This window comes from Brevundimonas vesicularis NBRC 12165 (genome assembly GCF_001592205.1).
GTDB lineage: Bacteria > Pseudomonadota > Alphaproteobacteria > Caulobacterales > Caulobacteraceae > Brevundimonas > Brevundimonas vesicularis.
This window is the reverse complement of sequence record NZ_BCWM01000014.1, coordinates 58229-84509: the sequence shown is the minus strand read 5'-3', so window position 1 is coordinate 84509 and position 26281 is coordinate 58229. Positions and strand designations below refer to the sequence as shown.

The following is a 26281-nucleotide window of genomic DNA, read 5'->3' as shown; positions in this document are numbered from 1 at the left end:
CTTTGTCTCCCTAGGGTCTTTTCTGGTTCAGGCGTTTCGGTCGAGGGTCAGGCGGAACAGCGCCATGCCGGCCGCGAGGGCGCCGACGAAGACGAAGGCCTGCCAGGCGCCGGTCGTCAGCGCCGCAAGCGCCGGGCCGGGGCACAGGCCGACCAAGCCCCAGCCAAGGCCGAACAGGGCGGCCCCGCCGACCAGAGGGGTGTCGATGGTCCGGCCCTCGGGCACATGGAAGGTGTCGGCCGCGACCGGAGCCTCCATGCGCCGGCGGATCAGCCAGGCTATGGCGGAGGGGATCAGCGCCCCGCCCATGACGAAGGCCAGAGAGGGGTCCCAGGCGCCCGTCACATCCAGGAAGGCCAGGACGCGGGCCGGGTTGATCATGTCGGACACCACCATGCCGGCGCCGAACAACAAGCCGCACAGGACGGCGACGATCAGCCGGCTCACGCCAGGCCTCCCAACAGGTGGCGGGTGACGAAGACGGTCAGGGCCGCGACGGCCATGAAGACGCCGGTGGCGACGATGGAGCGGGGCGACAGGCGGGCCAGGCCGCAGACGCCGTGGCCGCTGGTGCAGCCCGAGCCCCAGCGGGTGCCGAAGCCGACGATCAGGCCGCCGAGCACCAGCAGCCAGACCTCCGAAGTGATCTGCACCTCGGGCCTGCGGATCAGGGCCGAGGCCAGGGCCGCGCCGCCCAGCAGGCCGGCGATGAAAAGCAGGCCCAGAATGCGCGGCGCGCCTTTTGACAGGCCGGTCGCTGCGGCGGTCAGGCCGGAAATCCCGGCTACGCGCCCATTCAGCAACAGATAGAGACCGGCCGACAGGCCGACCAGCAGACCGCCGGCCAGCGGCCAGATGAAGGGAAGAGGCTCAAGCATCGGAGCCTCGCCTCACAGCGCGTTCAGCGGGACCTTGAGGTAGCGCACCCCATTGTCCTCGGGCTCGGGCGGGCGGCCGCCGTTCATGTTCACCTGAACCGACGGCAGGATCAGCTTGGGCATGGGCAGGGTGGCGTCGCGCTGGGTGCGCATGGCCACGAACTCGTCCTCGCTGACGTCGTCGCGAATATGGATGTTGCCTGTCCGCTGGGCACCGATGGTGGTCTCCCAGGCGAACTCGGTCCGGCCCGGCGGCGCCTTGTAGTCGTGACACAGGAAGACCCGCGCCTCGTCCGGCAGGGAGGTCAGGCGATGGATCGAGCGGTACAGGGTCCGGGCGTCGCCGCCGGGGAAGTCGCAGCGCGCCGTACCATAGTCGGGCATGAACATGGTATCGCCGGGGAAGACGGCGTCGCCGATGACATAGGCCAGACAGGCCGGGGTGTGGCCGGGCACGTGCAGGACCGTGGCCTTCAGACCACCGATCTCAAACCGGTCGCCGTCGTTGAACAGATGGTCGAACTGGCTGCCGTCGCGGCGGAAGTCGGTCCCTTCGTTGAAGATCTTGCCGAAGACCGCCTGGACGGTGAGGATTTCATGGCCAATCGCCAGCTGACCGCCGAGCTTTTCCTGGAGATAGGGCGCCGCCGACAGGTGATCGGCATGGGCGTGCGTCTCGAGCAGCCACTGAACCGTGAGACCTTCGGATTTCACGTAATCAATGAGCGCATCGGCCGAAGCGTGCGTGGTGCGGCCCGACGCCGGATCGTAGTCCAGCACGCTGTCAATGATGGCGCAGACGTCGGAGCCGGGATCGCGCACGACGTGGCTGACGGTGAAGGTGGCTTCGTCGAAGAACGATTTCACGACAGGGCGTTGGCGAGGATCGCCCAGCGCGGCGCGCACGATGTCGGCGGCGTCGTCGCGGGCGGGGTCGGGTGTGGGCGAGGACATGACGTGTCTCCGTTTCGGTGACTCAACACATATACTCATTCATAGTTCGTGCAAGTATGTATTTTAATGTAGCGGAAACGGTGGGATGCGCTTAGCTTGCGGCTATGGACACGATCGACACCGGGCCAGCCGTCTATCCCCCCGCAATGCGCGCCCTGCGCATCAACGATACGGCGCCGGACTTCACGGCGCGCACGACTCAGGGCGAAAGGCGCCTCAGCGACTACCGTGGACGCTGGCTGGTGCTGTTCTCGCATCCGGCGGACTTCACGCCGGTCTGCACCAGCGAGTTCGTGGCCCTGGCCCGGCAGGCCGACGCCTTCGCGGCGATCGACTGCGATCTGATGGCCCTGTCGGTGGACAGTCTGTATTCGCACCTGGCCTGGCTGAAGGACATCTTCCGCCGCTTCGGCGTGAAGGTGCCGTTCCCGATCATCGAAGATCCCTCCATGGCCATCGGCCACGCCTTTGGCATGGTGGACGCCGGCTCGAGCGACAGCGCCACGGTGCGCGCGACCTTCGTGATCGATCCCGAAGGCGTGGTGCGCGCCATCAGCTGGTACCCGATGAACATCGGCCGCTCGGTTGATGAGTTGCTGCGTCTCGTCACCGCCCTGCAGACCTCGGACCGTGAGGCGGCCTCCACGCCGGCGGGCTGGACGCCCGGCGACGCACTGCTGGAGCCGGCCGCCACCACACTGGACGCCGCCATCGCCGACGGTGACGGCGATGCACCCTGGTACTATCGCGAGCGCAGCGCATGACCGACGATCAAGCGGCCGCGATGGAGCGGTTGAAGGAAAAGGCGCCGGAGGCCGCAGAGCTGTTGCGCCAGCTGGCCAACGCCAACCGGCTGCTGATCCTGTGTCATATCGCCGAAGAGGAGCGCTCGGTGGGCCAGCTCGAGGCGGACCTCGGCATCAAGCAGCCGGCGCTATCCCAGCAACTGGCAGAGCTGCGCCAGTATGGCCTGGTCAAGACCCGCCGTCAGTCCCGCTCGATCTTCTATTCGATCGCCGACGAGCGCGCCCAGGCGGTCATGGGGATGCTCTACGAAATCTTCTGCGGCGATGCGAAGGCGGTCGGCGCGCGAGCCGCCGCCCCGGCGCCCCGCACATCGACGCCGGCGCGCGGCGACACAGCTCAGTTCGCCCGCATCACCGCCGTCGCACGTCGCTGACGGCAAACCCGCACAGGAGACTCTAGTGAAGGGCTTCATCGACAATATCGAACGTCTGACGGAAGAGAACACAGACTTTCGCCGCGTTCTGTACACCGGCCACAATCTGCAGCTCGTCCTCATGGCCATTCCGCACGGCCAGGAGATCGGCGAAGAGGTCCACGACGACCGCGACCAGTTCTTCCGCATCGAGGCGGGCGAGGGCGAAATCTGGATCGACGGCGTTCGTCACGCCGTGAAGGCGGATGACGGGGTCATCGTCCCTCAGGGCGCCCGCCACAATGTGGTCAGCACGGGGTCCGAGCCGCTTCGGCTCTACACCCTTTATGGTCCGCCGGAGCATCGCGACGGTACGGTTCACGCCACGGTGGAAGAGGCCTCCGCCGACCACGAGCATTTCGACGGCCGCACGACCGAATAACCGTCAGGGGCCGACGTCGTCCGCATCGGCGCGCCGGTCGTCGGGCCGCGGCAGGTGCAGGTCGATACCCAACGCCTCCGCCAGACGGGTGTCGCGACGATAGATGTCATCGCGAAAGGCGACGCGGCCCTGGCCGTCCAGAAAGGCCGTCCAATAAAGCAGGCGCACGTCGATCGGCCGACCGGTCGCCACCCGGACGGTCTCGCCGCTGTCCAGCGCGGCGTCGAATCGGGCGAGCCTCGCGGGGTCGGGCGCAAGCAGCAGCCGAGCGAAGCCGACCGCGTCCTGCACCCGCACGCAGCCGTGGCTGAGATGGCGGAAGCTCCGGTCGAACGCACCCCGCGACGGGGTGTCGTGCAGGAAGATGGCGTAGCTGTCCTGAAGTTCGAACTTGACCTGGCCCAGGGCGGCGTTCGGGCCAGCGCGCTGAACCACCATGCCATTCTGTATCGTCATGTTGTTCGCCCGCATATAGGCGGCGCCGCGTGGCAGGATCTCGCGCTGGGCGATGGAAGTCGGCACCGTCCAGGGCGGATTGGCGACCACCGAGGCGAAGGGCCGTTCGAGGCTGGGCGTCGCATTGTCGGCGTCACCCGTCACGACCCGCATCGAATGCACGGGCCGACCGTCCTTCCAGTAGACCATGATGGAGGCGGCGGTGTTCACCTCGATCCGTTCCGGGGCGACGTCTCTCTTCAGCCAACGGCGGCGTTCCAAATTCAGCGCGATCTGGCGAGCGCGGGCCTCGGCCGAAATCGAGAGCGCCCGCTGTGTCGCCGGGCCGATGCGGGCGTCCGCTTCAAGACCGTGGCGCACCTGGAACGCCCGAACGGCCTCTTGCACAATGGAGCCGTATTCACCGCCAGACGGGCCGACCATCGCGGCGGCGGCTTCGCTTAAATCGCCTTCCACCCGAAGGCGCGGCAGGAGGGCGGGAAGGCGCGGGTCGGACGCAAATGGTTCGATCGTCGCGCCCAGGGCAAAGGGCGGCCAACCGCCGCGGTCGGCGATGGCGCGATAGCGGAGGAAGCCGTCGCACAGGCCCTGATAGCCGCGGTCCTGGGGTGCGAGGCCGGCCATCGTCGCCGCAAGTGTTCCGTCGTCGACCGCCTTTGCGAGGAGAGGCGGCGTGTCGACTTGGTTGCGATCCATCTCCCAGAGCGTCTCGACGGATGCTGGATCGACCCGGCCATGGGCGAGCGCCTCAGCCAGGATCAGGACGGCCTGGGTCAGTTCTGCTTCGCTAAGGGCGAGACCGTCGGGCGCCGACAGCCCGTGGCGGTCCGCCAGAGCTAGGGCGTCCATGGCTTGCCGGCGCGCGGACCCCGCCCAGGCGGGGCGTCCGCCGCGGGCCGCGTAGAAGGCTGTAGTCAGAACAGTGATGTCAAAGGCGGCGGGCGCGGGTGCTGCTCGCGCCGCCGTAGAGACCCAGAGCGGCGCCGCTGCGGCCGCCAGCAGGTGTCGGCGGTTCAGGATTGAGGAGCGACGATCAACCATGCCGCCGACACCGCAGGGTTCACCTTAAGGCAGGCTTAAGGTTGGCCGGTCCGCCAGCCCCACCGCGCGAAGATGGCGGCCCCCTCGTCGGACTTCAGAAAGTCGAGGAACGGCTGGGCGTCGGCGTCCTGGCGGCCGGTCTCTGTCACAACGGCGCCGGCGTCGCGGTAGATGCGGTAGGGCTCTGCGACCTCGACCACATCAGCGAGGTCCGGATTGGCGACCTGCCAGATGCCCCAGATGATCCAGGCGTCCAGCGTCGGGTCGTCGATCCAGGCTTGTCGGGCCTCGGCGCTGTTGCGGGCGTAGACGACGATGTTACGACGCAGGGCGCGCACCTTGGCGATGTCGCCGGTGCGACCGGCCATGTCCTCCCACAGGCCGTTCTGGCCCGCGCCGTTGACAACCAAGACCCGGCGATCGGGCTGGAAAAGATCCTCAAGGCCGCCGATGCCGTCCGGATTTCCCGGCCGAACGAGGATGGAGGCGGTGCGCAGATAGAGCGGCTCGACCGCCTCGGCGCGGATGCGGCCCTCCAGGGCGCTGACGAAGTCGGTCATCATCGTCTCGGAGCCTGAGAAGATCAGGTCGCCATCCGCCTTGGCCTGGTCCAGCCATTGGGGCGTGGGTCCGGCGACGACGGCCACGGCGCGACCGGTGCGCGCCTCATAGGCCTTCGCGGCGTCGCGCATGGCGGGGGAGGGGCCGCCGGGACCGTAGACATGAAGTGGATCGGCGGGCGTCTGGGCGTGGGCGGCCAGGGCCGTTGCGCTCAGGAGGGCGGCCAGCGTCAGTGCGGACGGGCGCATCAAGAATTCTCCTGGGGTGGGGCGAAGTGATTGGCGGGAATCTTGAAATAGACGCGCCCGTCCGGCGCGGCCGGCGGCAGCACCCCGCCGCGGATGTTCACCTGAAGCGCGTAGAGCATCAGATTCGGCAAGGGCAGGGTGGCGTCCCGATCGTCGCGGAGCCGCACGAAATCCGCCTCGCCGCGTCCGCCGCCGACATGGATGTTGTCCGCCTTCTGCTCTCTCACGGTGCTGAAGCAGGCGGGCTCGCGGCCATCCGGGCCATAGTCGTGGCCAACGAAGACGGCGGTCTCTTCAGGCAGGGCCAGGATGTCCTGGATGCTTCGGAAGAGAGTCTTCGAGTCGCCGCCCGGAAAGTCGGCGCGCGAGGTGCCGGCATAGGGCATCATCAGGGTGTCGTGGACGAAGGCGTTGCCGCCAATCACATAGGTGATGGAGGCCATGGTGTGCCCCGGTGAGAACATCACCCGCGCCGGCAGGTCGCCAACAGCGAACGTGTCGCCAGCCTTGAAGAGTCGGTCCCACTGGCGACCATCGGCCGGAAAGTCGTCGTCCAGGCCGTAGATGTCCTTCCACAGCTTCTGGACGCCGATGACCTTTTCGCCGATGGCGGTCGGCGCGCCCAGTTTCTCGTTGAGGAAGGGCGCGGCGGAGAAGTGGTCGGCGTGGGGATGGGTGTCCAGCAGCCACTCGACGGTCAGGCCCTCCGCCTTGACGTAGTCCAGGATGGCGTCGGCGTTGCGGGTCGAGGTCGCCGCCGCCTTCTCGTCGAAATCCCAGACCGGATCGATGATCGCGCATTTGCGGCTGACCGGGTCGGAGACGACATACTGCCAACTGCCGGTCTTCTTGTCGTGGAGCGCCGCGATGCGCGCTCCGCCGTGGTCGATGATCTGCATGAAGGCTCCGTTTGGTTTGCGAAGAAAAAGGCCGGACCGCTTGCGAGGTCCGGCCGGAATCCGATCAGGCGGCTTTCGGGGCGTCGGGGAGGTCGCGCGTCGAGAAATACCAGTCGGTGTAGACGTAACCCTCGGAAGCGCGAGCCTCGGCCGCCTCGGCGGCCTTGGGCGGGGGGACGATGGCCGGTTGGCCAGGGCGCCAGTTCTCAGGCGTCGCGACCCCGTTGGCGTCGGACGCCTGGAGCGCGGTGAGCAGCCGAACGAACTCTTCGATGCTGCGGCCATTGCTCATGGGATAGTAGACCATGGCGCGCAGCTTGCCTTCCGGATCGATCAGGAAGGTGGCGCGAACAGCCGAGGTGTCGGCCGCCCCGGGGTGGATCATTCCGTAGGCCTGGGCCACCTCCATCTTCAGATCCTCGATGATGGGGAAGGGGATTTCGACGCCGAACTTCTCCTTGATGTTCCGGGTCCAGGCTAGGTGCGAGAAGATGCTGTCTATCGAGAGGCCCAGGAGCTCGCAGTTCATGGCGGCGAACTCATTCGCATGCTTGGCGAACCCGATGAACTCGGTCGTGCAGACCGGGGTGAAGTCCGACGGGTGCGAGAAGAGGATCAGCCATTTGCCGCGGTAATCGGCCAAGCTGCGATCCCCGTGCGTGGTGCGGGCGTGAAAGTCGGGGGCGGGTTCGTTGAGGCGGGGCAGTCCGGTCATGTCGATATCTCCTTCAGACGCCCCAATGAACAATTACATACATACTTACGCAAACTAATAGTTCTTATGCTCAGGAAAGGTTCCGCCTATGCCGAGCCGTCAGTTCACAACCAGGGCGTATCCGGCCTGTTGAAGGTGGATGACCGTCATCAGGGCGGCGAGATCAACGCTCACGCCCGCTTCGAGATCGGCTTGCGCGATGCCGTTCCCCGCCATGGCCTGGCCGCACAGTCGAACCTGGACGCCGGCGGCGATGAGGGCACGGATCAGGGCGCTGTTGGGGTTGGCGTCGCCCTTGCCGCGCGCGGTCCAGGCGGCGTCGGAGAGAACTGCAGGGGTGGCGGCGCCGTGCAGGACGACCACGATCTGACGGTGGTCGGCGTCCACGCCGCCCGCCGCCAGCATATTCACCAGCCGCGCGACGCGATCCAATCCCTTCAGCGGCCTGTCGTCCGCACCGCCCTGGGACACGTCGAAGATGACCCGATAGATGCGCGACGGATCCGGCTGTTCGCCGGCCTCGGGCAGGGGCTTGAAGCCGCCGAAGCCTGAGACAGCCTGGGCGAAGCTCGGGGAGGCCGCCAGGGAGGCGGCCAAGGACAGGGCGATCACGAGGGTTTTCATGGCGGGTTCCGGTGTGCGGGCGCTGGGGGTCAGGGACGGCGGGCGATGAGATCGATCAGGGCGGACCGGCCGCTGTGGCCGGCGCCTTCGGAGACGTCGCTGTCGTGGCTTTTCAGATGCAGGATGTCGAAGTCGGCGAAGGCGTCGCGGAGCAGCGCCTCGGTGTAGAGGTTCTCGACCTGCCCCGGACCGCCGGTGCCATAGGCGATCTGTTCCGGCCGATAGCCCTGCAACAGGACCAGGCCGCCAGGCTTCACGGCCGCCTTCATACGCTCGAAAAGTCGGTCGCGCTGGGGAGGCGGGGCGAACTGAATGAAGACGGCGACCACGACGTCGAACGCACCCTGCGGCCAGCCCCAGGTCTCGAAGTCCGCCACCTGGGCGTCCAGTGTGACGCCACGTCGCTCGGCCAGGGCGAGGGCCTTCTCGACCGCGCGCGGGGCGATATCCGTGGTGGTGACGGCCAGGCCCTGTTCGGCGAGCCACACGCCGTTTCGGCCCTCGCCGTCGGCGACCGCCAGAGCGGTCATGCCGGGCTGGAGCCGCGCGATCTGAGCGGCCAGGAAGGCGTTGGGCGTCTCGCCGAACAGATAGTCCTGGCGGTCATAGCGGCTGTTCCAGAAGTCGCGGGCGGCGACGGAGTCCATAAGGTGTTCCTTCAGATGATGAGGACGCTGACGGGCAGATCGGTCTCGCCAGGCGTATGGTCGGCGAACCAGGATTCAAGCGCGCCCACAGTGTCGATGTCGAGCGTCCGGCGGTCTCGCCCGTAATGTTCGGGCACCCCTTGGGCGGTGACGAAGGCCACCAGATAGTCCGCCTCCGGCTCGACAGGGCGGTCTCCGACCAGCAGGCGGTCGAGGCGCTGCCCCTTGGGATTCTCAAGCTTCACGAAGGCCGTGAGACCCCGGCAACGTTTGATGTAGCCGCCCATCTGCTCATACGGGTCGGCGGCGAAGGTGCGCTCCAGATTTTCTTCCAGCATCGCTTGCAACTCGGCCCCGGTCAGCGTCGTGCGTGAGATCGGCGGATTCATCGGCGCCATATTGTAGAGGTCGCCCAGAGTGACCGGACCCGGCGCGACGGGCGCGCCGTAGCGCCAGCCGTTGGAGAAGGCGATGTCCACGCCCGCCGCCTGCGCCGCCGCCGCCAGCAGGACGTCGTCCATCGGCGCGCTGGCCATGGCGTAGCGGTGAAGGGGGATGGCGGTGCGGCCGACGATGCGCGCCAGACGCTCGCGCTCGGGCGCCAGGGCCATCTCCACCAAGCCGGCGACTTGATCGTCTTCGGGGCCAGCGTCCACGGCTATGAGCCGATGGCGCCGCAGGCACACGCGGCCCTCTGCAATCTCCAGATCCAGCCGGCCGATATAGGCGCCGTGGCAGCCGGACTGGATGATCAGGGTGTCGCCGACGCGGGCCGGTTCGTGCAGGCGGTTATGGGTATGACCGCTCAGGATCACGTCGATGCCCGGCGTTTCGGCGGCCAGCTTCAGATCCTGCGGAAAGCCCAGGTGCGACAGCAGGACGACCAGATCGACCTTTTCCTCGCGGAGCTGGTGCAGCTGCTCGCGGGCTTCGGCCACACCCATTTCAAACCGCACGCCTTCAGAGAAGGCGGGGGGCATCGTCTTGTCGATGATGGGGCAGGCCAGGCCGATCACGCCGATCCTCAGACCGCCGCGCTCGAACACCCACCGCCCGTCGAACTCCGGCGCGCCGTCATCCTTGCGGAAGACATTGGCGGCCAGGACGGGATAATCCAGTCCCGCCGCCAACGCCTTGAACCCCGCCGGGCCATAGGCGAACTCCCAGTGCGCCGTCATGGCGTCGATCTTCAGGGCGTTCATGATCGGAACCAGCGCCTCGCCCCGGCTGGCGACGGCGACCCGCGTGCCATGGAAGGTGTCGCCGTTGTCCAGGGTCAGGCATGCACCTTCGGCGCGCGCCTCTTCGAAGAGGCGCGCGATGCGGGCGACCCCGCCCAGCCGTTCGAACCGCCAGCCGCCTTCGGTGCGCACCAGTTCGGGATGCGGCTCGAGATAGCCGTGGAGGTCGTTCAGCTGGAGCAGGGTCAGGGTGGTCATGGTCGGCTTCAGCGCAGCGGTTGTCCGGAGCGGATACGACCGATCACCGCTTCGAGTTGCGCCTGGGGCATGCCGCCGGGGATCAGATTGCCGTTGATGATAAAGGCGGGCGTGCCCTGCAGGGCCAGGGCCGCCGCTTCTCGACCATTTCGGTCCAGCACCGCGTCGATGTCTGCGCGGTGTTCGGCCAGGTCCTGATTCAGGCGCGCCATGTCCACGCCGGCCGACTGGACCAGACGGGTGATGTCCGCCTGGTCGCCGATGCGCGACGGCGACAGCATGAAGGCGTTATGGACGGCCTCGTACTTGCCCTGATAGGCGGCGGCGAGGGCGGTCCGGGCGGCGGTCTCCGAGACGTCGCCGAAGATCGGCCAATCCTTGTACAGGACGCGCACCTTGGTGTCCGCCTTCAGCAGGCCGTCGATCTCAGGCTGCATCTTCTTGCAGTAGGGGCAGTTGTAATCGACGAAGCCGATGATGGTCACATCGGCGTTCTCGGCGCCGATGAAGGGCGCTGCGGGATCGCGCAGCAGGTCATTGAAGCCGACCTGGGCGATGGGCGGCATGTCTTGTCCGGAGGCGGCGGAAGGGCTGGCGGGCGCCGCGCCGTTGTCGGCGTCGGCCGGGCCGCAGGCGGCGAGCGCCAGGACGGCGGCGAAGGCAGGGGCGAAGGTGCGGTTCATGGAAGCTCCGTGAGGCGAGGGGGTCAGTGCAGACGCGCGATTTCGGTCGCGATCTGTTCGGGGGCGATTTCCCCCATGTGGGCCTTGGCCAGACGGCCGTCGGCGTGGAGGAACAGGGTCACCGGAATGCCGGCCGTACCGTAGTGGCGGGGCAGCGCCATGGCCTCGTCGAACAGCACATGGTCGAGGGCCAGCCCCTGGCTCTGCAGAAAGGCCCGAACGCCGGCTTCGCCCTCGCCCTGGTTGACGAAGAGGAAGCGCACATTCGGATGGGCTTTTTCGGCCTGGGCCAAAGCCGGCATCTCGCGCCGGCAGGGCGGGCACCAGGTGGCCCAGAGATTGATCACCGTAGGCCGATCGATCGGCGCCGAAAGGTCGATCGCCGGTGCGTCCATCGCGGCCAGCGTCAGGGCGGGCGGCGCCATGGGCTGCGTCGCCGAGGCCAACTGATGGGCGGTGGTCCAAACCAAGGCGCTGGCCAGCACAGGCGCAATGGCCCAGGCGCGTTCGCGCGTCGTGCGCAGCAGCAGAATGGTGGCCAGGATCACGACCGGCGCGACCCAGATCCAACTGAATCCGCCCTGCCAGACCGCGAGCGCCCGCCACGGGTCAGCCCCGAAATACTCCCAGTGCGTCGCCACGTGACCGAGGCGGGCGACCGCCAGACCGCCGAAGACTAGGACCGTGCTCCACAGGTTGAAGCGCGGGCTGACCCGGCTGGCCAACAGCCCGACGCCGATCATGAAGACGAACACGCCGGCGATGATGGCGAACCGCTCGCCCGACAGGACGAGCGGGCCCAGGGTGATGGCGTTCATGCGGCGGCTCCGGCGCTCTGCAGGGCGGAGGCGACGTCTTGGGCCGACATCTCTCCGATCAGTCGGCTGCCCGGCGCTTCGGTCGCCGAGGGCGACAGGAAGATCATCGTCGGCGGTCCGATCACTCCGTGCCGCTCAAGAAGCGCGCGCGCCTCGGGCGTGCTGCGCGTGACGTCGACCTTGATGAGGTCGGTGTTCGAAAGGCCGGCGATGACCGCGGGGTCCTCGAACACCGTCCGCTCGATCACCTTGCAGCTGACGCACCAGTCGGCGGTGAAATAGACCAGGGCGGGACGTTCGCGCGCGGCGGCATCGGCGACGGCGCGGTCGAGCGCCGTCTGATCCAGCACGACCGCTGCGGTTTCGACCGGCGCGGCGGCTGAGATTCCAGCGGGCCGCGCCAGGGGCTCAAGCGGACGCCACGGGTCGTCCGCCCCGAGACTGAGGCCGACCAGCAGCAACAGGCCCCAGGTCGCGGCCGCCAGGCCAGCGACACGTGCGACGCCGTTTCTCAGATTCGGGCTCAGCGGCTGGAACAGGCCGAGAGCCGCCGCCAGACCGAGCGCCAGCGCCGCGCCGAAAGCCAGCGTCGCGCTCGGCGGCAGGATGCGGCCGGCCAGCCACCAGGCCATGCCCAGGAAGATGAAGCCGAACAGCATCTTCACCCGGTCCATCCACGGCCCAGCCTTGGGCAGGAAGCGCGCGCCGACCGTGCCGAACACGATCAAGGGCACCCCCTTGCCCAGGCCCAGGAAGAACAGGGCCGCCGCGCCCAGCCCAACGTCGCCGGTCTGTGCGATATAGAGCAGGGCACCCGCCAAGGGCGCGGTGACGCAAGGGCCCACGATGAGGGCGGAGACGAAGCCCAGACCTGCGGCTGAGGGCAGGGACCGCCGTCCGTCACCGCTGTCGCGGGACAGGCGGCTGGTCCAGGCCGAGGGCAGTTGCAACTCGAAGCCGCCGAACATGGACGCGGCGAGAACGACGAAGACGACAACCAGAGCGCCGATCGCCCAAACCGACTGGAGCGCCATCTGCAGGTTCTGTCCGGACCAGGCGGCCGCGACGCCCAGCAGGGCGAAGGCGACGGAAAGGCCCAGCACATAGGCGACCGAGAGCATCAGGCCTCGGCGCGTACCGCGCCCGTCCACGCCGCGTCCGATGACGCCGGCCAGGATCGGGTACATGGGAAAGACGCAGGGCGTGAAGGCCAGAAGCACGCCGAAACCGAAGAAGGCGAGCAGGACCCAGGTGGCCCCGCCCTGCAGCGCCAAGCGATCGACGAAGCCCGGGCTGGGGTCCGGGATGACCCCCGGCGATGGCGCGACCGGCGGAGGCGCCAACGCGCCCTCATCACTCGCGAGTGCGGGTGTGGGTGCAGCGCCCGGCGCCTGGATCGCCAGCAGAGCGGCGGCCTGAGCGGTCTGCGCATCGGCCTCCCGAGCGGCAACCTCGGACTGCGGCCGGGTCGGCACGTCCACTGTCCGCGTCATCGGCGGGTAGCAGATCGAGTCCTCGAGGCACCCCTGGTAGGTGATGTTGACCGACGTCGGGCCGCCAACCTGCGTCAGGGTCTGCGCCGATAGGGTCGCGCGACCCTCGTCATGCCAGACGTCGACGACGCCAAAGCCCGGATCGTCCTTGGTTTCGCCGGTCGCAAGCTCCAGAGGCAGCGATGCTTTCCCGCCCGGCGTGCTGGCGACGGTGTGGTCACGATAGAGATAATGGCCGGGCGCAATGTCCCAGGCGAAGGCCAGGTCGCCGTCAGCCTCACGCGTCACCGTCAGGGAGAAGGCCTTATCAGGCGATAGCGGAGCCTGACCCAATGCCGAACCCGGAAGGGTGAAGGACAGGATCGCGAGAGCGGCGGGCAACAGTCGGCGGAAAAACCTCATGGCCATCTCGTCGGCAAACGAGCTTAAGTCAGGCTTAAGCCGCAACTTCCACCTCACGCCGCATGAGACTGCTCGCCATAGAAGATGATCCCGTTCTCGCCGACGGCCTCCAGGTCGGGCTCAGCGCCTGCGGCTGGACGGTCGAAGTCGTCGGGCGGGTCGAGGACGCCCTCGCGGCGCTGGAAAGCTCGGCGTTCGATGCGGTCGTGCTGGATTTGGGTCTTCCTGATGGCGACGGCCTTTCGGTGCTGCGTTTCGTTCGCGAGCGCGACATGGATGTCGGCGTGGTGGTCTTGTCGGCGCGCGATGACAGTCGGGACCGCATTGTGGGTCTGGACGCCGGCGCGGACGACTATGTCGGCAAGCCTTTCGATCTCGACGAACTGGCGGCGCGACTGCGCGCGGTGCGGCGTCGCCTGCTTGGGCGCTCGGCGCCCGCCTTGCGCCACGGCGGGGTGACCCTTGATCCCCAGTCGCGTCTGGCTTGGCGTGAAGAGGGGGACCTGCCCCTTTCGAGACGTGAGTTCGCCATCCTGGAGGCCCTGATGGAACGGCCTGCACAGGTCCTCTCGCGCAGTCAGCTAGAAGAACGCCTGTACGGTTGGCAGGAGGAGATCGGCTCTAACGCGGTGGAAGTGCACATCCACTATCTCCGGGCCAAGTTGGGAGCCGGCTTCATCCGCACCGTCCGCGGCGTAGGATACACCCTGCAATGAGCTCGATCCGCCTGCGTCTGTTCGCCACCCTCGCGCTCGTGACCGCCCTCGTCTGGGGCGGCGCGGTCGTCTGGGTCGAGATCCAGACCCGGGCCGAGGTGCAACGGGTGCTGGACCGGCGCCTGATGGAGTCGGCCCGCATGGTCTCGTCCCTGATGCAGGCCGGCAGCGTGCGCCCGGCGATGCAGGCTCCGGAAAGCGGGGCCGCCGATGTCTACGACCGTCAGCTCTCCTGCCAGATCTGGTCGCTGGAAGGCGATCTGATTGGTCGGTCCCAAAGCGCGCCTGCGGAGCGGTTGTCGGAAGGGGGCGACGGTTTTTCAGAACGCACGATCCGGGGCGAGCGCTGGCGCGTCTACACGGTGCATGATCGTGATGCCGGTTTCAGGGTCATGGTCGGGGACAATCTGGCCGTTCGCGAGCACCTGGTCGGCAATGTCGTCACCGCTTTGATCGGTCCGGCGGTCCTTGGTCTGCTGGTGCTTGGCGTATTGATCTGGTGGTCGGTAGGGCGGGGGCTGACCCCTATTCGACAAATGACCCGCAGCCTTGCGGTACGGGATGCGGAAGATCTGACGGCGTTGGACGTATCGCCGGACGCCCGCGAACTCCGTCCCTTCGCCCTGGCGCTGAACGACTTGATGTCACGCCTTGGCGCAGCGCGACGTCGCGAGGCCGAGTTCACGGCCGCTGCCGCGCACGAATTGCGTACGCCTCTGGCAGGCCTGCGCGTCCAGGCGCAGATTGCGGCGTCGTCTTCGGATACGGTCGTTCGAAGACGCGCGCTGGAGCAGATCCAGACCTCTGTCGATCGCACTGCCCGCCTCGTCACAGGTCTTCTCGTCTTGGCGCGCGAGGACGAGATGCCGGTTAGCGACGAAGATCGCCGCTGGGTGACGCTTCGGTCGCTGTTTGCAGGAGCGGAAGGCGATGATCGGGTGTCGATCGTTGAAGGTGACGCGCTGCTTAACGTGGATCCAGATCGCTTCGAGGCAGCGGCTGCCAATCTCCTCGCCAACGCGCAGGCGCATGCGGCATCCTCAGTCGTGATCAGTTACGACCCGACTTCCGGGCGTTTAATCGTCGAGGACGACGGCCCGGGCGTGGCCTTCTCGGATCTGCATCGGCTGGGTAGGCGCTTCTTCCGTGCGGCCAATGCACCTTCCGGAGGGAGCGGTCTGGGCCTCTCTATCGTCCTCGCCACAGTGAAGGCCCATGGGGGACAGGTGCAGTTCTTGCGCTCACCAGGAGGCGGTCTCCGTGTCGAGGTGATAGTTGCTATTGAGGCTTCGGGGTCGATGCATAAGCCTAGCACGCTGACCGACTAACAACGATCTCGGCACGCCGAAAGGGTGAGCTCGGGGCCGATCGCGGATCGGAGGCGGACATTAGATGTTCTCACCTCCAGCGTCTGCTGATGCAAACGGCTGCTGGTCGCACAGCGAGGATAGCCCGCACGCACCCCACTGCTGGCTCACTAAGTTGGGCTAGGGCTTTCGGCGGCTCAGCGGCCGCTGGTCGGGAGATTTCCGACCGGGTTTCTGCTATGGGATTTCAGGAAGTGGGTATTGATCCAGATTGCTGGCTCTTCCCCTCTTCTGGTGACCATATGGTGACCAATCGTCGCTGAGATTTCCTAAGGTCTTAGAAAAATCAGCTTTATCAATAGGATAGAACGAGAGTTCGCGGCATCGAATATCCTCTATTGGGACATCGAGCTGGAGCCCTAGAGCGAAATCGGTTGAGTTGGACCCAGTCCAACTCGGCTCAGATTTCGCTCCAGCATGAATCTGGAGCCTGATTCACGGCATCAGCGGAATCGCGAAGCGATTCCTCCTCAGCCGATCAGGATCTAGGGCCGCAGGACGGCGACGCCCGGGCGGCTGGTTTCCACGCGGCGACGGCGCAGGCGGCGATCCAGCCGATCGATTTCGGCCAGGGTCATGTCCGGATGGCGGCGGAAGGCTTGGCGCAACTGTTCGATCCGGCCGGGCGCCCAGGCGGCGGCGACGCCGGCCGCGCCCGCCAGGAAATCGATGACGGAGACGCTTCGGCCGGTCAGAGCCTGAAGCAGTTCGGCGCCGAAGGCGGCGGCGATGACATAGAGGGCCAGGTCGTCGCGGCGCTGGTTCGGCGCGATCAGGAACAGGCCGCTGGCCACGCCATAGAAGGCGATGACGTGGGCGGCCTTGTCGTTCAGCCCGAAGACCTGTTCCAGGCCCTGAAATGGTCCCAGCATCAGGACGGCCATGCCCAAGGCCGTCAGGGCGAAGCCGAGGCGGGCGGCCATGACGATGCGACGGGGCGTGAGCATGAGGCGGGTGTCCGTGACCTTGATCCGCCGCCATCCTGCATCGCCGTCCGCCAAGATGCGGTGAAGCGACGTGCTGAACGCTTTACAAACAGACTATCGCAGGATCGCCCAATCCAGGGCGTGAACCCGGTCACGTCCCAGGGCGGCGGCCAGGGGAGGGGCGGCGAACAGGTCGGCGATGGCGGGATCGCGCACGTTCAGTCCGCCGGTGAAGGCGCCGAAGGCCGGCAGGACGATGCGCGATCCGTCGGTGACGAAGCAAGGACGGCGCACGCCGCGTCCATAGGCGGCGACCTTGGCGGCGGGGTGCAGGTGGCCCGCGACCTCGCCACGACGGTCGTCGTCGGCGCTCTGCGCCTCCGGTTCGTGGGTCAAGCGCAGCGCGCCCAAGGCCATATCGCCGACGATCCGACCGGGCAGGTGGGATGCCGTGTCCGCATCGCGAGCGAGCGCCTCGCGGTCGTGATTGCCTTCCAGCCACAGCCAATCGCGCCCGGCCGCCAGACGATCCAGACGCGCCCGGTCGTCGGCCGCCATGCGGGGAATGGCCTTGGTGTCATGGAAGCTGTCGCCCAGCAGCACGACCACGGCCGGGTTCAGTTCGACGATCTCGGCTTCCAGCCTGTCCAGCGTGGCGCGGCTGTCATAGGGCGGCAGAAGTTGGCCGCGCACCGCGAAGGCAGAGCCCTTTTCCAGATGCAGGTCTGCGACGATCAGGGTGCGGTGTGCCGGAACCCACATCGCGCCGGAACAGCGCAGCACGCAGGCCTCGCCCGCGATCCGCACGCTCAGCGAACCGCAAATCTTGCGGGCCGGGGACAGGGTCTGGCGCAGGGCGGCGTTCATGCGGCGGCCCCCGACTGGCTGGGCGGCTCGGCGTCGTCCATGACCTCGGCGATTAGCAGGTCGGCGCTTTCGTCCAAGATCATTTCGGCGGCGTCTCCGCTGACCCGCTCGCGTCCGATCTGGACTAGCACGGGCACGCAGAAGGGCGAGGCGCGGTTCAGGGGTTGGTGGCGGATGCGTCCCTCGATACGCGCCAGCATCTGGCCCAGGCGCGCCACGTCCAGCAGGCCGGATGCGGCGTCGGCGCGGGCGGTCTTCAGCAGCAGATGGTCGGGTTGGTGGCGGCGCAGCACGTCGTAGATCAGGTCGGTGGAGAAGGTCACCTGCCGGCCGGTCTTCTCGGCGCCGGGCTGGCGGCGTTCGATCAAGCCCGAGATCAGGGCGCAATTGCGGAAGGACCGCTTCATCATGAAGCTTTCCTCCAGCCAGGCTTCCAGATCGTCGCCCAGCATGTCCGGCTGGAACAGGGCGTCCAGATCGATCGTGTCCATCGGCTTGATCGACCAGATCGCCAGCGAATAGTCGGTCACGACAAAGCCCAGCGGCCCGACGCCCATCCGGTCCAGCCGCCGGGTCAGCAGCATGCACAGGGTGGTGTGGGCCAGATTGCCCTCGAACGGATAGGCCACCAGGAAATGCCGGCTGCCGCGCGGAAAGGTTTCGACCAGCATGGATTCGGCGTCGGGAATGACCGAGCGGGTTTCCTGCAACTCCAGCCATTCCTGCACGTCGGGCGGCAGGACACGCCAGTGGTCGCGGTCGTGGATCATCGTCCGCACCCGGTCGGCCAACGAGGTCGACAGCGGGAACTTCGATCCGCCCCATGACGGAATCTTGGGGTCGCTGTCATTGGCGTGGGTGACCAGGGCGTCGGTCCCGGTGATGCCCTGAAACGCCCAGGTCTGGCCGGCGAACTGGAAGGTGTCGCCGGGTGTCAGCTGTTCGAAATACCACTCCTCGGCCTCGCCCACCTTGCGGCCGCCGATCAGCTGGCGCGAGGCGCCGCCGCGACGGCTGGCGACGCGGACATTCAGCGTTCCGGCCGAGACGATGGCGCCGACATTCATGCGGTGGCGCTGGGCGATATGCTGGTTTCGGACCTTCCAGCGGCCATCCGGCGTGCGCACGATCCGGGCGAACCGGTCATAGGTGCGCAGCGCATAGCCACCGGTGGCGACGAAATCGACCACCTCCTCGAATTGCTCCCACATCAGGGCGCGATAGGGGCCGCAGCCGGTGATCTCGTCATACAGGACTTGCATGTCGAACGGCTCGGAACAGGCGACCGCCATGATGTGCTGGGCCAGGGTGTCGAGCGTGCCGATGTGGACCGGCTCCCAGTCGAAGGCGTTGTCGGCGACGGCCTCGCGCGCCGCCTGGCACTCCAGCATCTCGAAACGGCTGGCGGGCACCAGAAGCGCACGCGACGGCTCGTCCAGCCGGTGGTTGGCGCGGCCGATCCGCTGGACCAGGCGGCTGGAGCCCTTGGGCGCCGCCATCTGGATGACCAGATCCACGTCGCCCCAGTCGATGCCCAGATCCAGCGTCGAGGTGCAGACCACGGCCCTGAGATCGCCGCGCGCCATGGCCGCCTCGATCTTGCGTCGCTGCTCGGCCGCCAGCGAGCCGTGATGCAGGCCGATGGGCAGGTTCTCGTCGTTGATGGCCCAGAGCTGCTGGAACACGAACTCCGATTGCCAGCGGGTGTTGACGAAGATCAGGGCCAGGGTCGAACGCTGGATGGCGGCGTAAACCTCTGGAATTGCGTGTTGGCCGGTGTGGCCCGCCCACGGCACCTTGCCCTCGGAAATCAGCACGTCGATGACCGCTGGTGCGCCGGGGTCGCCGCGGACCAAGGCCACCGCGTCAAGAGCCCCTCCACCGCCTTCGGCGGTCCCCCTCCCCATGGCATGGGGAGGAGACAGGTCGGCTTGCGTCTCCTCCCCGCTCTGCGGGGAGGGGGACCGCGAAGCGGGGGAGGGGGTCTTCGTCTCCGCATCGCCCGGCGCCAACCACCCCCGGATCAGATCGGGATCCTCGATGGTCGCGCTCAGCCCCACCCGGCGCATATCGGGTGCGAAGCTTTGCAATCGTCCCAGACCCAGCGACAGCAGGTCCCCCCGCTTGCCGCTCCAGATCGCGTGCACCTCGTCCAGCACCACGCACTTCAGATCGGCGAAATAAGAACGGGCGCCTTCCCAGGCGCAGAACAGGGCCAACTGCTCGGGCGTGGTCAGCAGGATGTCGGGCGGAAAATCACGCTGTCGCTGGCGTTTGGACTGTTTGGTGTCGCCGGTGCGCGTCTCGACGTGGATATTCAGCCCGATCTCGCGGATCGGGGTCATCAGATTGCGCTCGACGTCCGTCGTCAGGGCCTTCAGCGGCGACAGATAAAGCGTATGCACCCCCGACCCAGGCCCGGTCGCCGGCTTCGGTCCGCGCTCGGCCAGGTCGATCAGGCTGGGCAAAAACCCCGCCAGCGTCTTGCCGCCGCCGGTGGGCGCGACCAGCAGGGCGTGGCTGCCGGCCTCCCCCGCCGCGACCATCTCCAGCTGATGCCGCCGGGGCGCCCAGCCGCGCGCCGCGAACCAGTCGGCGAACAGGGGCGGAAGCGTTGCGGGAGCGGCGGCGGTCGTCACGGACGGGATATAGCATGTTCCCGTTCCGTTTCAGCCCCAGGCTCGCTATCTATCGGACGTGTCCGACGAATCCGTCATTTCCGAAATCCGCCTGACCGGCGCCCAGCCGTGGGCGAACTTGCCGCCAGCGCTCGCCACGCCGCCGGGCGCAGGTGCGGTGTGCGACGAGGCGGGGGCCCGGAAGATCGGGCGCGGGGCGGCCGAGGGGTTCTTCAGCACCGGGCCGGTGATGGTGGCGCATGCCTCGCTGACGGCGCGCCGGCTGGGGCTGACGCCGCCGCCGCGATCGACTGATCTGATGGATGTGCTGGAGCTTTACGCCTTCGTGCGGCCGGCGCGCTTTTGTGCGCCGTCGCCGACGGGGCTGGCGCTTTCGCTAGGGCTGGCCGAGCCGAAGTCGGCGGAAGACCAGGCGGCGGCCCTGCGTGAGGCGGCGGGGCTGCTGCTGCGCGAACTGGCCGATCCGGCCTATGCCGAGCGCGAGGCGGCCTATGTCCTGGCGCTGACGATGCAGCGCGCTGGCTGGGCCTGGGGCGAGCGGGTGGTTCAGGCGCTGGAGGCCGGCGGCGTGCGGGCGCGCCAGCATCGCGGGTCGGGGATGGATGTCTGGTCGCGGCTGACCGAATGGGAGGACGAGGCGCCGCGCGGCGAGGCGGGATCGGCGCCGGTCGACAGCGAGAGCGCCCGCATCCGGCTGGAAAAATTGCTTCAGGCTTCGGGACTGGACGAGACGCGGCCGACCCAATCGGACTACGCAGCCGAAGCCGCCTTCGCCTTTTCGCCGAGGAACGAAGAGGGTCGGCCCCGCATGCTGCTGGCCGAGGCGGGAACCGGCACGGGCAAGACCCTGGGCTATCTCGCGCCCGCCTCCCTGTGGGCCGAGCGGAACCAGGGAGCGGCGTGGATCTCGACCTATACCCGCGCGCTGCAACGCCAGATCGACCGCGAGAGCCATTCGCTGTGGCCCGATCCGGCCGAGCGCAAGAAGAAGGCGGTGATCCGCAAGGGGCGCGAGAACTATCTCTGCGTCCTCAATCTGCAGGACATGGTCCAGGCGGCCCAGCTGGGGAATGGCGACCTGATCGGCCTGGCGCTGGCTGGGCGCTGGGCGCTGCATACGCGCGACGGCGACATGACGGGCGGGGACTTTCCCGGCTGGCTGCCCGGCCTGTTCGCCATGCCGGCGGCCCATGCGGCGGGAGCGGCCAATCTGGTGGATCGGCGCGGCGAGTGCGTCCACGCCGCCTGCCCGCACTACCGCGCCTGTTTCGTCGAAAAGACGATCCGCGCCAGCCGCCGTGCGGATCTGGTCATCGCCAACCACGCCCTCGTTTTGACCCAGGCGGCGTTCGACGGGGCGCGCTCGGCGCGGGGCCAGAAGCAAGACGGTGAGACGGCGGCGCTGAAGCGGATCGTCTTCGACGAGGGCCACCACCTGTTCGACGCCGCCGACAGCGCCTTTTCCGCCTGCTTGTCGGGCCAGGAGGCGGCTGAGCTGCGCCGCTGGATCCGCGGGCCGGAGGGGCGGGGGCGTCGCGGGCGCGGGCTGGAACAGCGGCTGGGCGACATGGTCAACGACAATGAGGCGGCGATGAAGGCGCTGCAGGACGCCATCCGCGCCTCGGCCGCCCTGCCGGGGGAAGGCGTATCGGGCCGCGTTGCGCCAGCCTCCGGCGAGGTCAATCCGATCGGCCCGATCGAGGCGTTCCTGGCCGCCGCGCTGGATCAGCTTCGGGCGCGCACCGCCGAGACCAACACCTATGGCGGTCCCGAGTTCGGCATGGAGTGCGCGCTGAAGCCGGTGACCGATCCGGTCGCCGAAACGGCCCGCACGGCGGCCCAGGCCCTGGCCGCCATCGAGGCGCCGCTGCTGGCCCTGTCGCGACATTTGGAAGACATCCTCGATGACGAGGTGGCCGAGCTGGACGGGTCGCAGCGGTCGCGCATCGAAGGGGCGCTGCGCGGGCTGGATCGGCGCGCGCGCATGACCTTGCCGGGCTGGCGCTCGATGCTGGCGGCGCTGGAGGATGGGAGCGATCAGCCCGATCCTGATTTCGTCGACTGGCTGTCGGCCGAGACCGCATTCGGCCGCATCCACGACGTGGCATTGCGTCGCCACTGGATCGACCCGACGGTTCCGCTGGAGGCCGCCGTGATCGTGCCGTCGCACGGGGTGCTGGTGACGTCGGCCACCCTGTCCGACCCCTTGCAGGAAGATCCGTTTGACCTGGCCCGGATGCGGACCGGCTCGGCGCGTCTGATCGAGCCGCCCCGCACCCTGAAGGTCGAGAGCCCGTTCGACTATGCCGCCAACAGCCGGGTCATCGTCGTCAACGACCTGGTCAAGGACGATCCGCGCCAGACGGCGGCGGCGATGCGCGAACTGTTCCTGGCGGCGGGCGGCGGGGGGCTGGGCCTGTTCACCGCCATTCGCCGATTGAAGGCAGTCTATGAGCGGCTGGGGCCGGATCTGGCGAAGTCGGGCGTGCCTCTGTATGCCCAGCACGTCGATCCGCTGGAGGTCGGGGCGCTGGTGGACATGTTCCGGGTCGAGGAGAATTCCTGCCTGTTGGGCACCGACGCGGTGCGCGACGGGGTGGACGTGCCGGGACGGTCGCTGCGGGTCCTGGCCTTCGACCGTGTGCCTTGGCCGCGCCCGGATTTGCTGCACAAGGCGCGGCGCGAACGGCTGGGAGGCAAGGGCTATGACGATGCCCTGGCCCGCGCCCGCATCGCCCAGGCGTTCGGCCGGCTGATCCGGCGTGGCGACGATAAGGGGGTGTTCCTGATGCTGGACGCCGCCACCCCCACCCGCCTGTTCGCCAGCCTGCCGCCGGGAACCGAGGTCCAGCGCATGGGCCTGGCCGATGCGGTCGAACTGACCCGCAGCTTCCTGAACCCCGAGACGACTTAGGATGTCCAAGACCACGCCCGCGACCGTCGCCCTGACCAAGGCCGGCGTCGCCTTCGCTCTGTTTCCCTACGACTATGATCCCGACGCGCCGCGCGTGGGATTGCAGGCCGCCGAGGCGCTGGGCGTGGCGCCGGAACAGGTGTTCAAGACGCTGATGGTCCTGGTGGACGGGGCCCCGGCCTGCGTCATCGTGCCGTCCGACTGCGAGGTCAGCATGAAGAAGCTGGCGGCGGTGCTGGGGGCTAAGTCGGCCCAGATGATGAAGCCGGCCGACGCCGAACGGCTGACCGGCTACAAGGTCGGCGGGGTCAGCCCGTTCGGCCAGCGAAAGGCCGTGCCGACCGCGATGGACGAAACCGCCATCTTGTTCGATCAGGTCCTGATCAACGGCGGTCAGCGGGGGCTTCTGCTGGGCCTGGCGCCGGAGGATGCGCGGCGGGCGGCGAAGGCGGTGCTGGCTGACCTGACCGCCTAGAAGGGCGAGGTGCGGCGCGCTATAGGTCCGGCATGACCGACGCCTCGACGACCAAGCGACACAGCCGCAAGGGCCTGTATGCGCCCTTCATCCTGGTGCTGATCGCGCTGGCGGCCTGGACGGGATGGTGGATATTCCTGACGCGCCAGATCGATACGCGGCTGGAGGCCCAGGTCCAGACCCTGCGTCAGGACGGCTGGGACATCCGCTTCGCCGACAAATCCATCAACGGCTGGCCGTTTCGCACCCATGTGGCGTTGACGAACCTGATCGTTCAGGCGCCGTCGGGCCATGCGATCAAGGCGACCGAACTGACCGCGGAGGCCAACGCCTATCAGCCGACCAAATGGGTGGTGGTGGCCCCGCAAGGCCTGATGCTGACCCGCGCCGGCAAGGGCGAGGTGGCGGTCAAGGGCGACGCCATCCGCATGAGCGCCAGCGGCATCGATCAGCGCTGGCCCAATCTGGCGCTGGAGATGGTCAACCCGGTCTTCACGGCCCAGACCGGCGCGGAACCCTTCCCCATCGCCCGCGCCGCGCGGATCGAATTCTATGCTCGGCCGCATCTGGAGGGCTCGACCGCGCCGACCGACGACGTCGATGTCATGTTTCGTCTGGTGGACGGGCAGGGGCGGGCGGACGGCCCCGTCGAAGGCTTCGCCCAGGACGGCCGCCTGACGACCCAGCTGGAGGCCGAGATCGGCCAGGCCAGCCTGCTGAAGACCGGCGGCGACGCGGCGGGCGTCTTCTCGGCCTGGACCAAGGCGGGCGGGACGTTCCGCAATGTGCGCGGCGATCTGCAGGCCGGCGACAGCCGTGCGACCCTCTCCAGCGACGTGTTGAGAGCCGATGCGAACGGCCGGCTGACCGGCCAGGTCCAGCTTCAGGCGCAAAAGCCTCTGCCCGCTCTGGCCGGCCTGATGGCGACGCGTCAGGGGCCGGTCAACCGGATCGGCGCGGCCGGGGCCGCCGCAGCCGCGGGCGCGGCAGAAGCGACCGGACAGGAGCAGCTGCCGCTGACGCTGGTCTTCCGCGACGGCCGCACCTGGCTCGGCCCCTTCCCGCTGGCCCCGGCGCCCAAGCTGTTCTGATGGCCCTGCTGGACGAACCCGAAGCCAACGACGCCCTGCTGGCGCTGGATCGCGCCTTGGTCGAGGCGGTGCGGGCGCGGGTCGCCGCCGGTCCGCACGACCGGGCCGACGCCTCGGCCATCGCCCTGCGTCAACTGTTGGACGGCGCCTCGGCCGATGAGGCTGCGGCGGTCAAGGCGGTGTGGGGCCGGATCGAGATGGCGACCGGACCCGCGCTGGTCGTCTGTGGCGGCGTGGCCCAGGCCCTGGCCACGGACCGCTATGGCCTGCGGTCGCGGCCCCTGTCCGCCGACGAGGCGTTGAAGGCGGTTGAGGCGGGCTCGCGCGCCGTGATCGACCTGTCGCCTGACCGGCCGTGGTGGGGCCGCCTGCTGGCGCGGCCTGAACTGAAGATCGTCGCCGCCCTGCCGGACGATCGGCGCGGCCGGCCCCAGGCCTTTGTCGTGTCCAAGGAGATGTCTGGCCCCACGGGCGACGACCGCAGCTTCTGGGTCACCGACAGCGGCTGGTCCGAGACCAAGATCGTAGACGCCCTGGGCGACGCGGGACTGGTCGCCGATCCGCTGGCGGCGGCGGGCGGGTTGAAGCTGTTCATGCTGACGGGCTATGTGCAGGTCGACGACGGGCGGCTGAAGAGCGCGCCCGGACGAATGAGCGGCGTGATCGGCGCCGCCCCCATCTTCTGAGATCAAGGCTTTCCATGACCGACGCGACACACGGCCCTGCCCCCAAGCCCGGCATCCTCGACATCGCCCCCTATGTCGGCGGCAAGTCGTCCATCGCCGGCGTCGCCGAGCCGATGAAGCTGTCCTCCAACGAGAACATGCTGGGCGCGGGCGAAAAGGCGCGCGCGGCCTATGAGGCGGCGGTCAAGAACATTCACATCTATCCCGACGGCCGGGCGACCAAGCTGCGGAATGCGGTGTCGGAACTGCACGGGCTGGAGCCTGAGCGGCTGATCTTCGGCAATGGCTCGGACGAGGTCTTCGCCCTGTTGAACCAGACCTATCTAACGGCGGGCGACAACATCGTCTGCGGCCAGTACGGCTTCCTCGCCTACCGCATCAGTGCCCTGGGCTGCGAAGCCCAGGTCAAGCTGGCGCCCGAGCCGAACTTCAAGGCCGAGGTCGATGCGCTCCTGGCTCAGGTCGATGACCGCACCAAGATTGTCTACGTCTCCAATCCGTCCAACCCGACCGGCAGCTACAATACGGGCGCGGAAATCCGCCGCCTGCACGCGGCGCTTCCGGCCCACATCATCCTGGTCGTGGACGAGGCCTATGCGGAATATGTGACCGAGGCCGACTGGGAAACCGCGTTCCCGCTGGCCAAGGACGCCGAGAACATCGTCGTCACCCGCACCTTCTCCAAGATCCACGGTCTGGGCGGTTTGCGCATCGGTTTCGGCTATGCGCCGCTGAAGGTCGCCGAGGCCATCGACCGCATCCGCCTGCCGTTCAACGTCTCGGTGCCGGGGCTGGAAGCGGCGACCGCCGCTCTGTCGGACGAAGCGCACCAGACGGCGTCGCGCGATCTGATCTCGAACTGGAAGCCGCGCCTGACCCAGGCCCTTCGCGGCTTTGGGCTGAACGTCCTGCCCAGCGCCGGCAACTTCGTGCTGGTGCTGTTCGACAGCCCCGAGCGCGCCGGCGCCGCCAACGACTATCTGAACACCAAGGGCATCATCGTCCGCCCCGTCGGCGGCTACGGCCTGCCGCAGGCCCTGCGCATCACCATCGGCACCGAAGACCAGAACCGCGCCGTCATCGACGCGCTCAGCGAGTTCGCGGCCACCTGATCAAAGGGCAAAAAGCGGCGGCCGCATTC

General features: G+C 68.0%; 26 protein-coding genes. 10 read left to right on the top strand and 16 right to left on the bottom strand.

The genetic code is table 11. The features are described from left to right. Positions 1-27: 27 nt before the first annotated feature. Genes BVE01S_RS12285 through BVE01S_RS12275 form a run of 3 tightly spaced genes read right to left on the bottom strand, consistent with a single transcriptional unit; the run spans position 28 to position 1832 of the window. Positions 28-447, bottom strand: coding sequence for a DUF6691 family protein (locus BVE01S_RS12285; protein ID WP_035308654.1), 420 nt, complete (start codon positions 445-447; stop codon positions 28-30). Continuing rightward, positions 444-878, bottom strand: a complete 435-nt coding sequence (locus BVE01S_RS12280; RefSeq protein ID WP_035308657.1) for a YeeE/YedE family protein — start codon at positions 876-878, stop codon at positions 444-446. The genes BVE01S_RS12285 and BVE01S_RS12280 overlap by 4 nt, the downstream gene beginning before the upstream one ends. Positions 879-890: 12 nt before the next feature. Further along, positions 891-1832, bottom strand: coding sequence for an MBL fold metallo-hydrolase (locus BVE01S_RS12275; RefSeq protein ID WP_035308659.1), 942 nt, complete (start codon positions 1830-1832; stop codon positions 891-893). Positions 1833-1936: 104 nt separating this feature from the next. On the opposite strand from BVE01S_RS12275, the gene BVE01S_RS12270 reads away from it, so the two are divergent. The 3 genes from BVE01S_RS12270 to BVE01S_RS12260 are packed head-to-tail and all read left to right on the top strand — an operon-like array spanning position 1937 to position 3433. Then, a complete protein-coding gene (locus BVE01S_RS12270) occupies positions 1937-2596 on the top strand; it encodes a peroxiredoxin (protein ID WP_035308662.1) in 660 nt (219 codons plus the stop codon). Further along, positions 2593-3012 (top strand): ArsR/SmtB family transcription factor, encoded by a 420-nt coding sequence (locus tag BVE01S_RS12265; protein ID WP_035308664.1) that lies wholly within the window; start codon positions 2593-2595, stop codon positions 3010-3012. The genes BVE01S_RS12270 and BVE01S_RS12265 overlap by 4 nt, the downstream gene beginning before the upstream one ends. A gap of 25 nt (positions 3013-3037) precedes the next feature. Next, entirely contained in the window at positions 3038-3433 is a 396-nt protein-coding gene (locus BVE01S_RS12260) for a cupin domain-containing protein (RefSeq protein ID WP_035308666.1), read from the top strand. A gap of 3 nt (positions 3434-3436) precedes the next feature. On the opposite strand, the gene BVE01S_RS12255 is transcribed toward BVE01S_RS12260, so the two are convergent. From BVE01S_RS12255 to dsbD, 10 genes are all read right to left on the bottom strand, one after another. Continuing rightward, positions 3437-4930 (bottom strand): L,D-transpeptidase family protein, encoded by a 1494-nt coding sequence (locus BVE01S_RS12255; RefSeq protein ID WP_081836188.1) that lies wholly within the window; start codon positions 4928-4930, stop codon positions 3437-3439. A gap of 35 nt (positions 4931-4965) precedes the next feature. Next, entirely contained in the window at positions 4966-5739 is a 774-nt protein-coding gene (locus BVE01S_RS12250) for a substrate-binding domain-containing protein (protein WP_066627965.1), read from the bottom strand. Further along, positions 5739-6638, bottom strand: coding sequence for an MBL fold metallo-hydrolase (locus BVE01S_RS12245; protein ID WP_052005015.1), 900 nt, complete (start codon positions 6636-6638; stop codon positions 5739-5741). Before BVE01S_RS12245 ends, BVE01S_RS12250 begins: the two co-directional genes overlap by 1 nt. A 64-nt stretch (positions 6639-6702) precedes the next feature. After that, a complete protein-coding gene (locus BVE01S_RS12240) occupies positions 6703-7353 on the bottom strand; it encodes a peroxiredoxin (protein ID WP_054764173.1) in 651 nt (216 codons plus the stop codon). Between the two features lie 99 nt (positions 7354-7452). Further along, entirely contained in the window at positions 7453-7977 is a 525-nt protein-coding gene (locus BVE01S_RS12235) for a DsrE family protein (RefSeq protein ID WP_052005017.1), read from the bottom strand. A gap of 29 nt (positions 7978-8006) precedes the next feature. Further along, positions 8007-8624, bottom strand: coding sequence for an SAM-dependent methyltransferase (locus tag BVE01S_RS12230; protein ID WP_035308670.1), 618 nt, complete (start codon positions 8622-8624; stop codon positions 8007-8009). Between the two features lie 11 nt (positions 8625-8635). After that, complete coding sequence (locus BVE01S_RS12225; protein WP_035308671.1) at positions 8636-10063, bottom strand: bifunctional metallophosphatase/5'-nucleotidase; 1428 nt, start codon at positions 10061-10063, stop codon at positions 8636-8638. Between the two features lie 8 nt (positions 10064-10071). Further along, positions 10072-10746 (bottom strand): DsbA family protein, encoded by a 675-nt coding sequence (locus tag BVE01S_RS12220; protein WP_035308672.1) that lies wholly within the window; start codon positions 10744-10746, stop codon positions 10072-10074. A gap of 23 nt (positions 10747-10769) precedes the next feature. Next, positions 10770-11564: a TlpA disulfide reductase family protein gene (locus BVE01S_RS12215; protein ID WP_035308673.1), complete on the bottom strand. Its 795-nt coding sequence runs from the start codon at positions 11562-11564 to the stop codon at positions 10770-10772. After that, entirely contained in the window at positions 11561-13459 is a 1899-nt protein-coding gene (gene dsbD / locus BVE01S_RS12210; RefSeq protein ID WP_244878379.1) for a protein-disulfide reductase DsbD, read from the bottom strand. The genes BVE01S_RS12215 and dsbD overlap by 4 nt, the downstream gene beginning before the upstream one ends. A 62-nt stretch (positions 13460-13521) precedes the next feature. On the opposite strand from dsbD, the gene BVE01S_RS12205 reads away from it, so the two are divergent. Both BVE01S_RS12205 and BVE01S_RS12200 read left to right on the top strand, forming a co-directional pair. Further along, entirely contained in the window at positions 13522-14175 is a 654-nt protein-coding gene (locus BVE01S_RS12205) for a response regulator (protein ID WP_035308676.1), read from the top strand. Continuing rightward, a complete protein-coding gene (locus tag BVE01S_RS12200; RefSeq protein ID WP_066627961.1) occupies positions 14172-15503 on the top strand; it encodes an ATP-binding protein in 1332 nt (443 codons plus the stop codon). The genes BVE01S_RS12205 and BVE01S_RS12200 overlap by 4 nt, the downstream gene beginning before the upstream one ends. Positions 15504-16027: 524 nt before the next feature. Here the strand turns inward: BVE01S_RS12200 and BVE01S_RS12195 are convergent. The 3 genes from BVE01S_RS12195 to BVE01S_RS12185 form a co-directional block, all read right to left on the bottom strand. Further along, on the bottom strand, positions 16028-16489 hold the full coding sequence (locus BVE01S_RS12195) for a VanZ family protein (RefSeq protein WP_066627958.1): 462 nt from the start codon (positions 16487-16489) through the stop codon (positions 16028-16030). 93 nt (positions 16490-16582) lie between these two features. After that, positions 16583-17335 carry a ligase-associated DNA damage response endonuclease PdeM gene (pdeM, locus tag BVE01S_RS12190; protein ID WP_066627955.1) on the bottom strand — a complete coding sequence of 251 codons (753 nt, stop codon included), beginning with the start codon at positions 17333-17335 and terminating at the stop codon, positions 16583-16585. Further along, positions 17332-19881, bottom strand: coding sequence for a ligase-associated DNA damage response DEXH box helicase (locus BVE01S_RS12185; protein ID WP_244878380.1), 2550 nt, complete (start codon positions 19879-19881; stop codon positions 17332-17334). Before BVE01S_RS12185 ends, pdeM begins: the two co-directional genes overlap by 4 nt. A gap of 151 nt (positions 19882-20032) precedes the next feature. Between BVE01S_RS12185 and BVE01S_RS12180 the strand changes: the two genes are divergently transcribed. From BVE01S_RS12180 to hisC, 5 genes are read left to right on the top strand one after another with little or no spacing between them, the layout of a single operon-like run. After that, positions 20033-22888 carry an ATP-dependent DNA helicase gene (locus BVE01S_RS12180; protein WP_066627950.1) on the top strand — a complete coding sequence of 952 codons (2856 nt, stop codon included), beginning with the start codon at positions 20033-20035 and terminating at the stop codon, positions 22886-22888. 1 nt (position 22889) lies between these two features. Then, positions 22890-23363, top strand: a complete 474-nt coding sequence (gene ybaK / locus BVE01S_RS12175; protein WP_066627947.1) for a Cys-tRNA(Pro) deacylase — start codon at positions 22890-22892, stop codon at positions 23361-23363. Positions 23364-23395: 32 nt separating this feature from the next. Further along, positions 23396-24454: a DUF2125 domain-containing protein gene (locus tag BVE01S_RS12170; RefSeq protein WP_066627944.1), complete on the top strand. Its 1059-nt coding sequence runs from the start codon at positions 23396-23398 to the stop codon at positions 24452-24454. Continuing rightward, a complete protein-coding gene (locus BVE01S_RS12165; RefSeq protein WP_066627941.1) occupies positions 24454-25140 on the top strand; it encodes a hypothetical protein in 687 nt (228 codons plus the stop codon). Before BVE01S_RS12170 ends, BVE01S_RS12165 begins: the two co-directional genes overlap by 1 nt. Positions 25141-25154: 14 nt before the next feature. After that, entirely contained in the window at positions 25155-26252 is a 1098-nt protein-coding gene (gene hisC, locus BVE01S_RS12160) for a histidinol-phosphate transaminase (RefSeq protein ID WP_066627939.1), read from the top strand. The last annotated feature ends 29 nt before the right edge of the window (positions 26253-26281 follow it).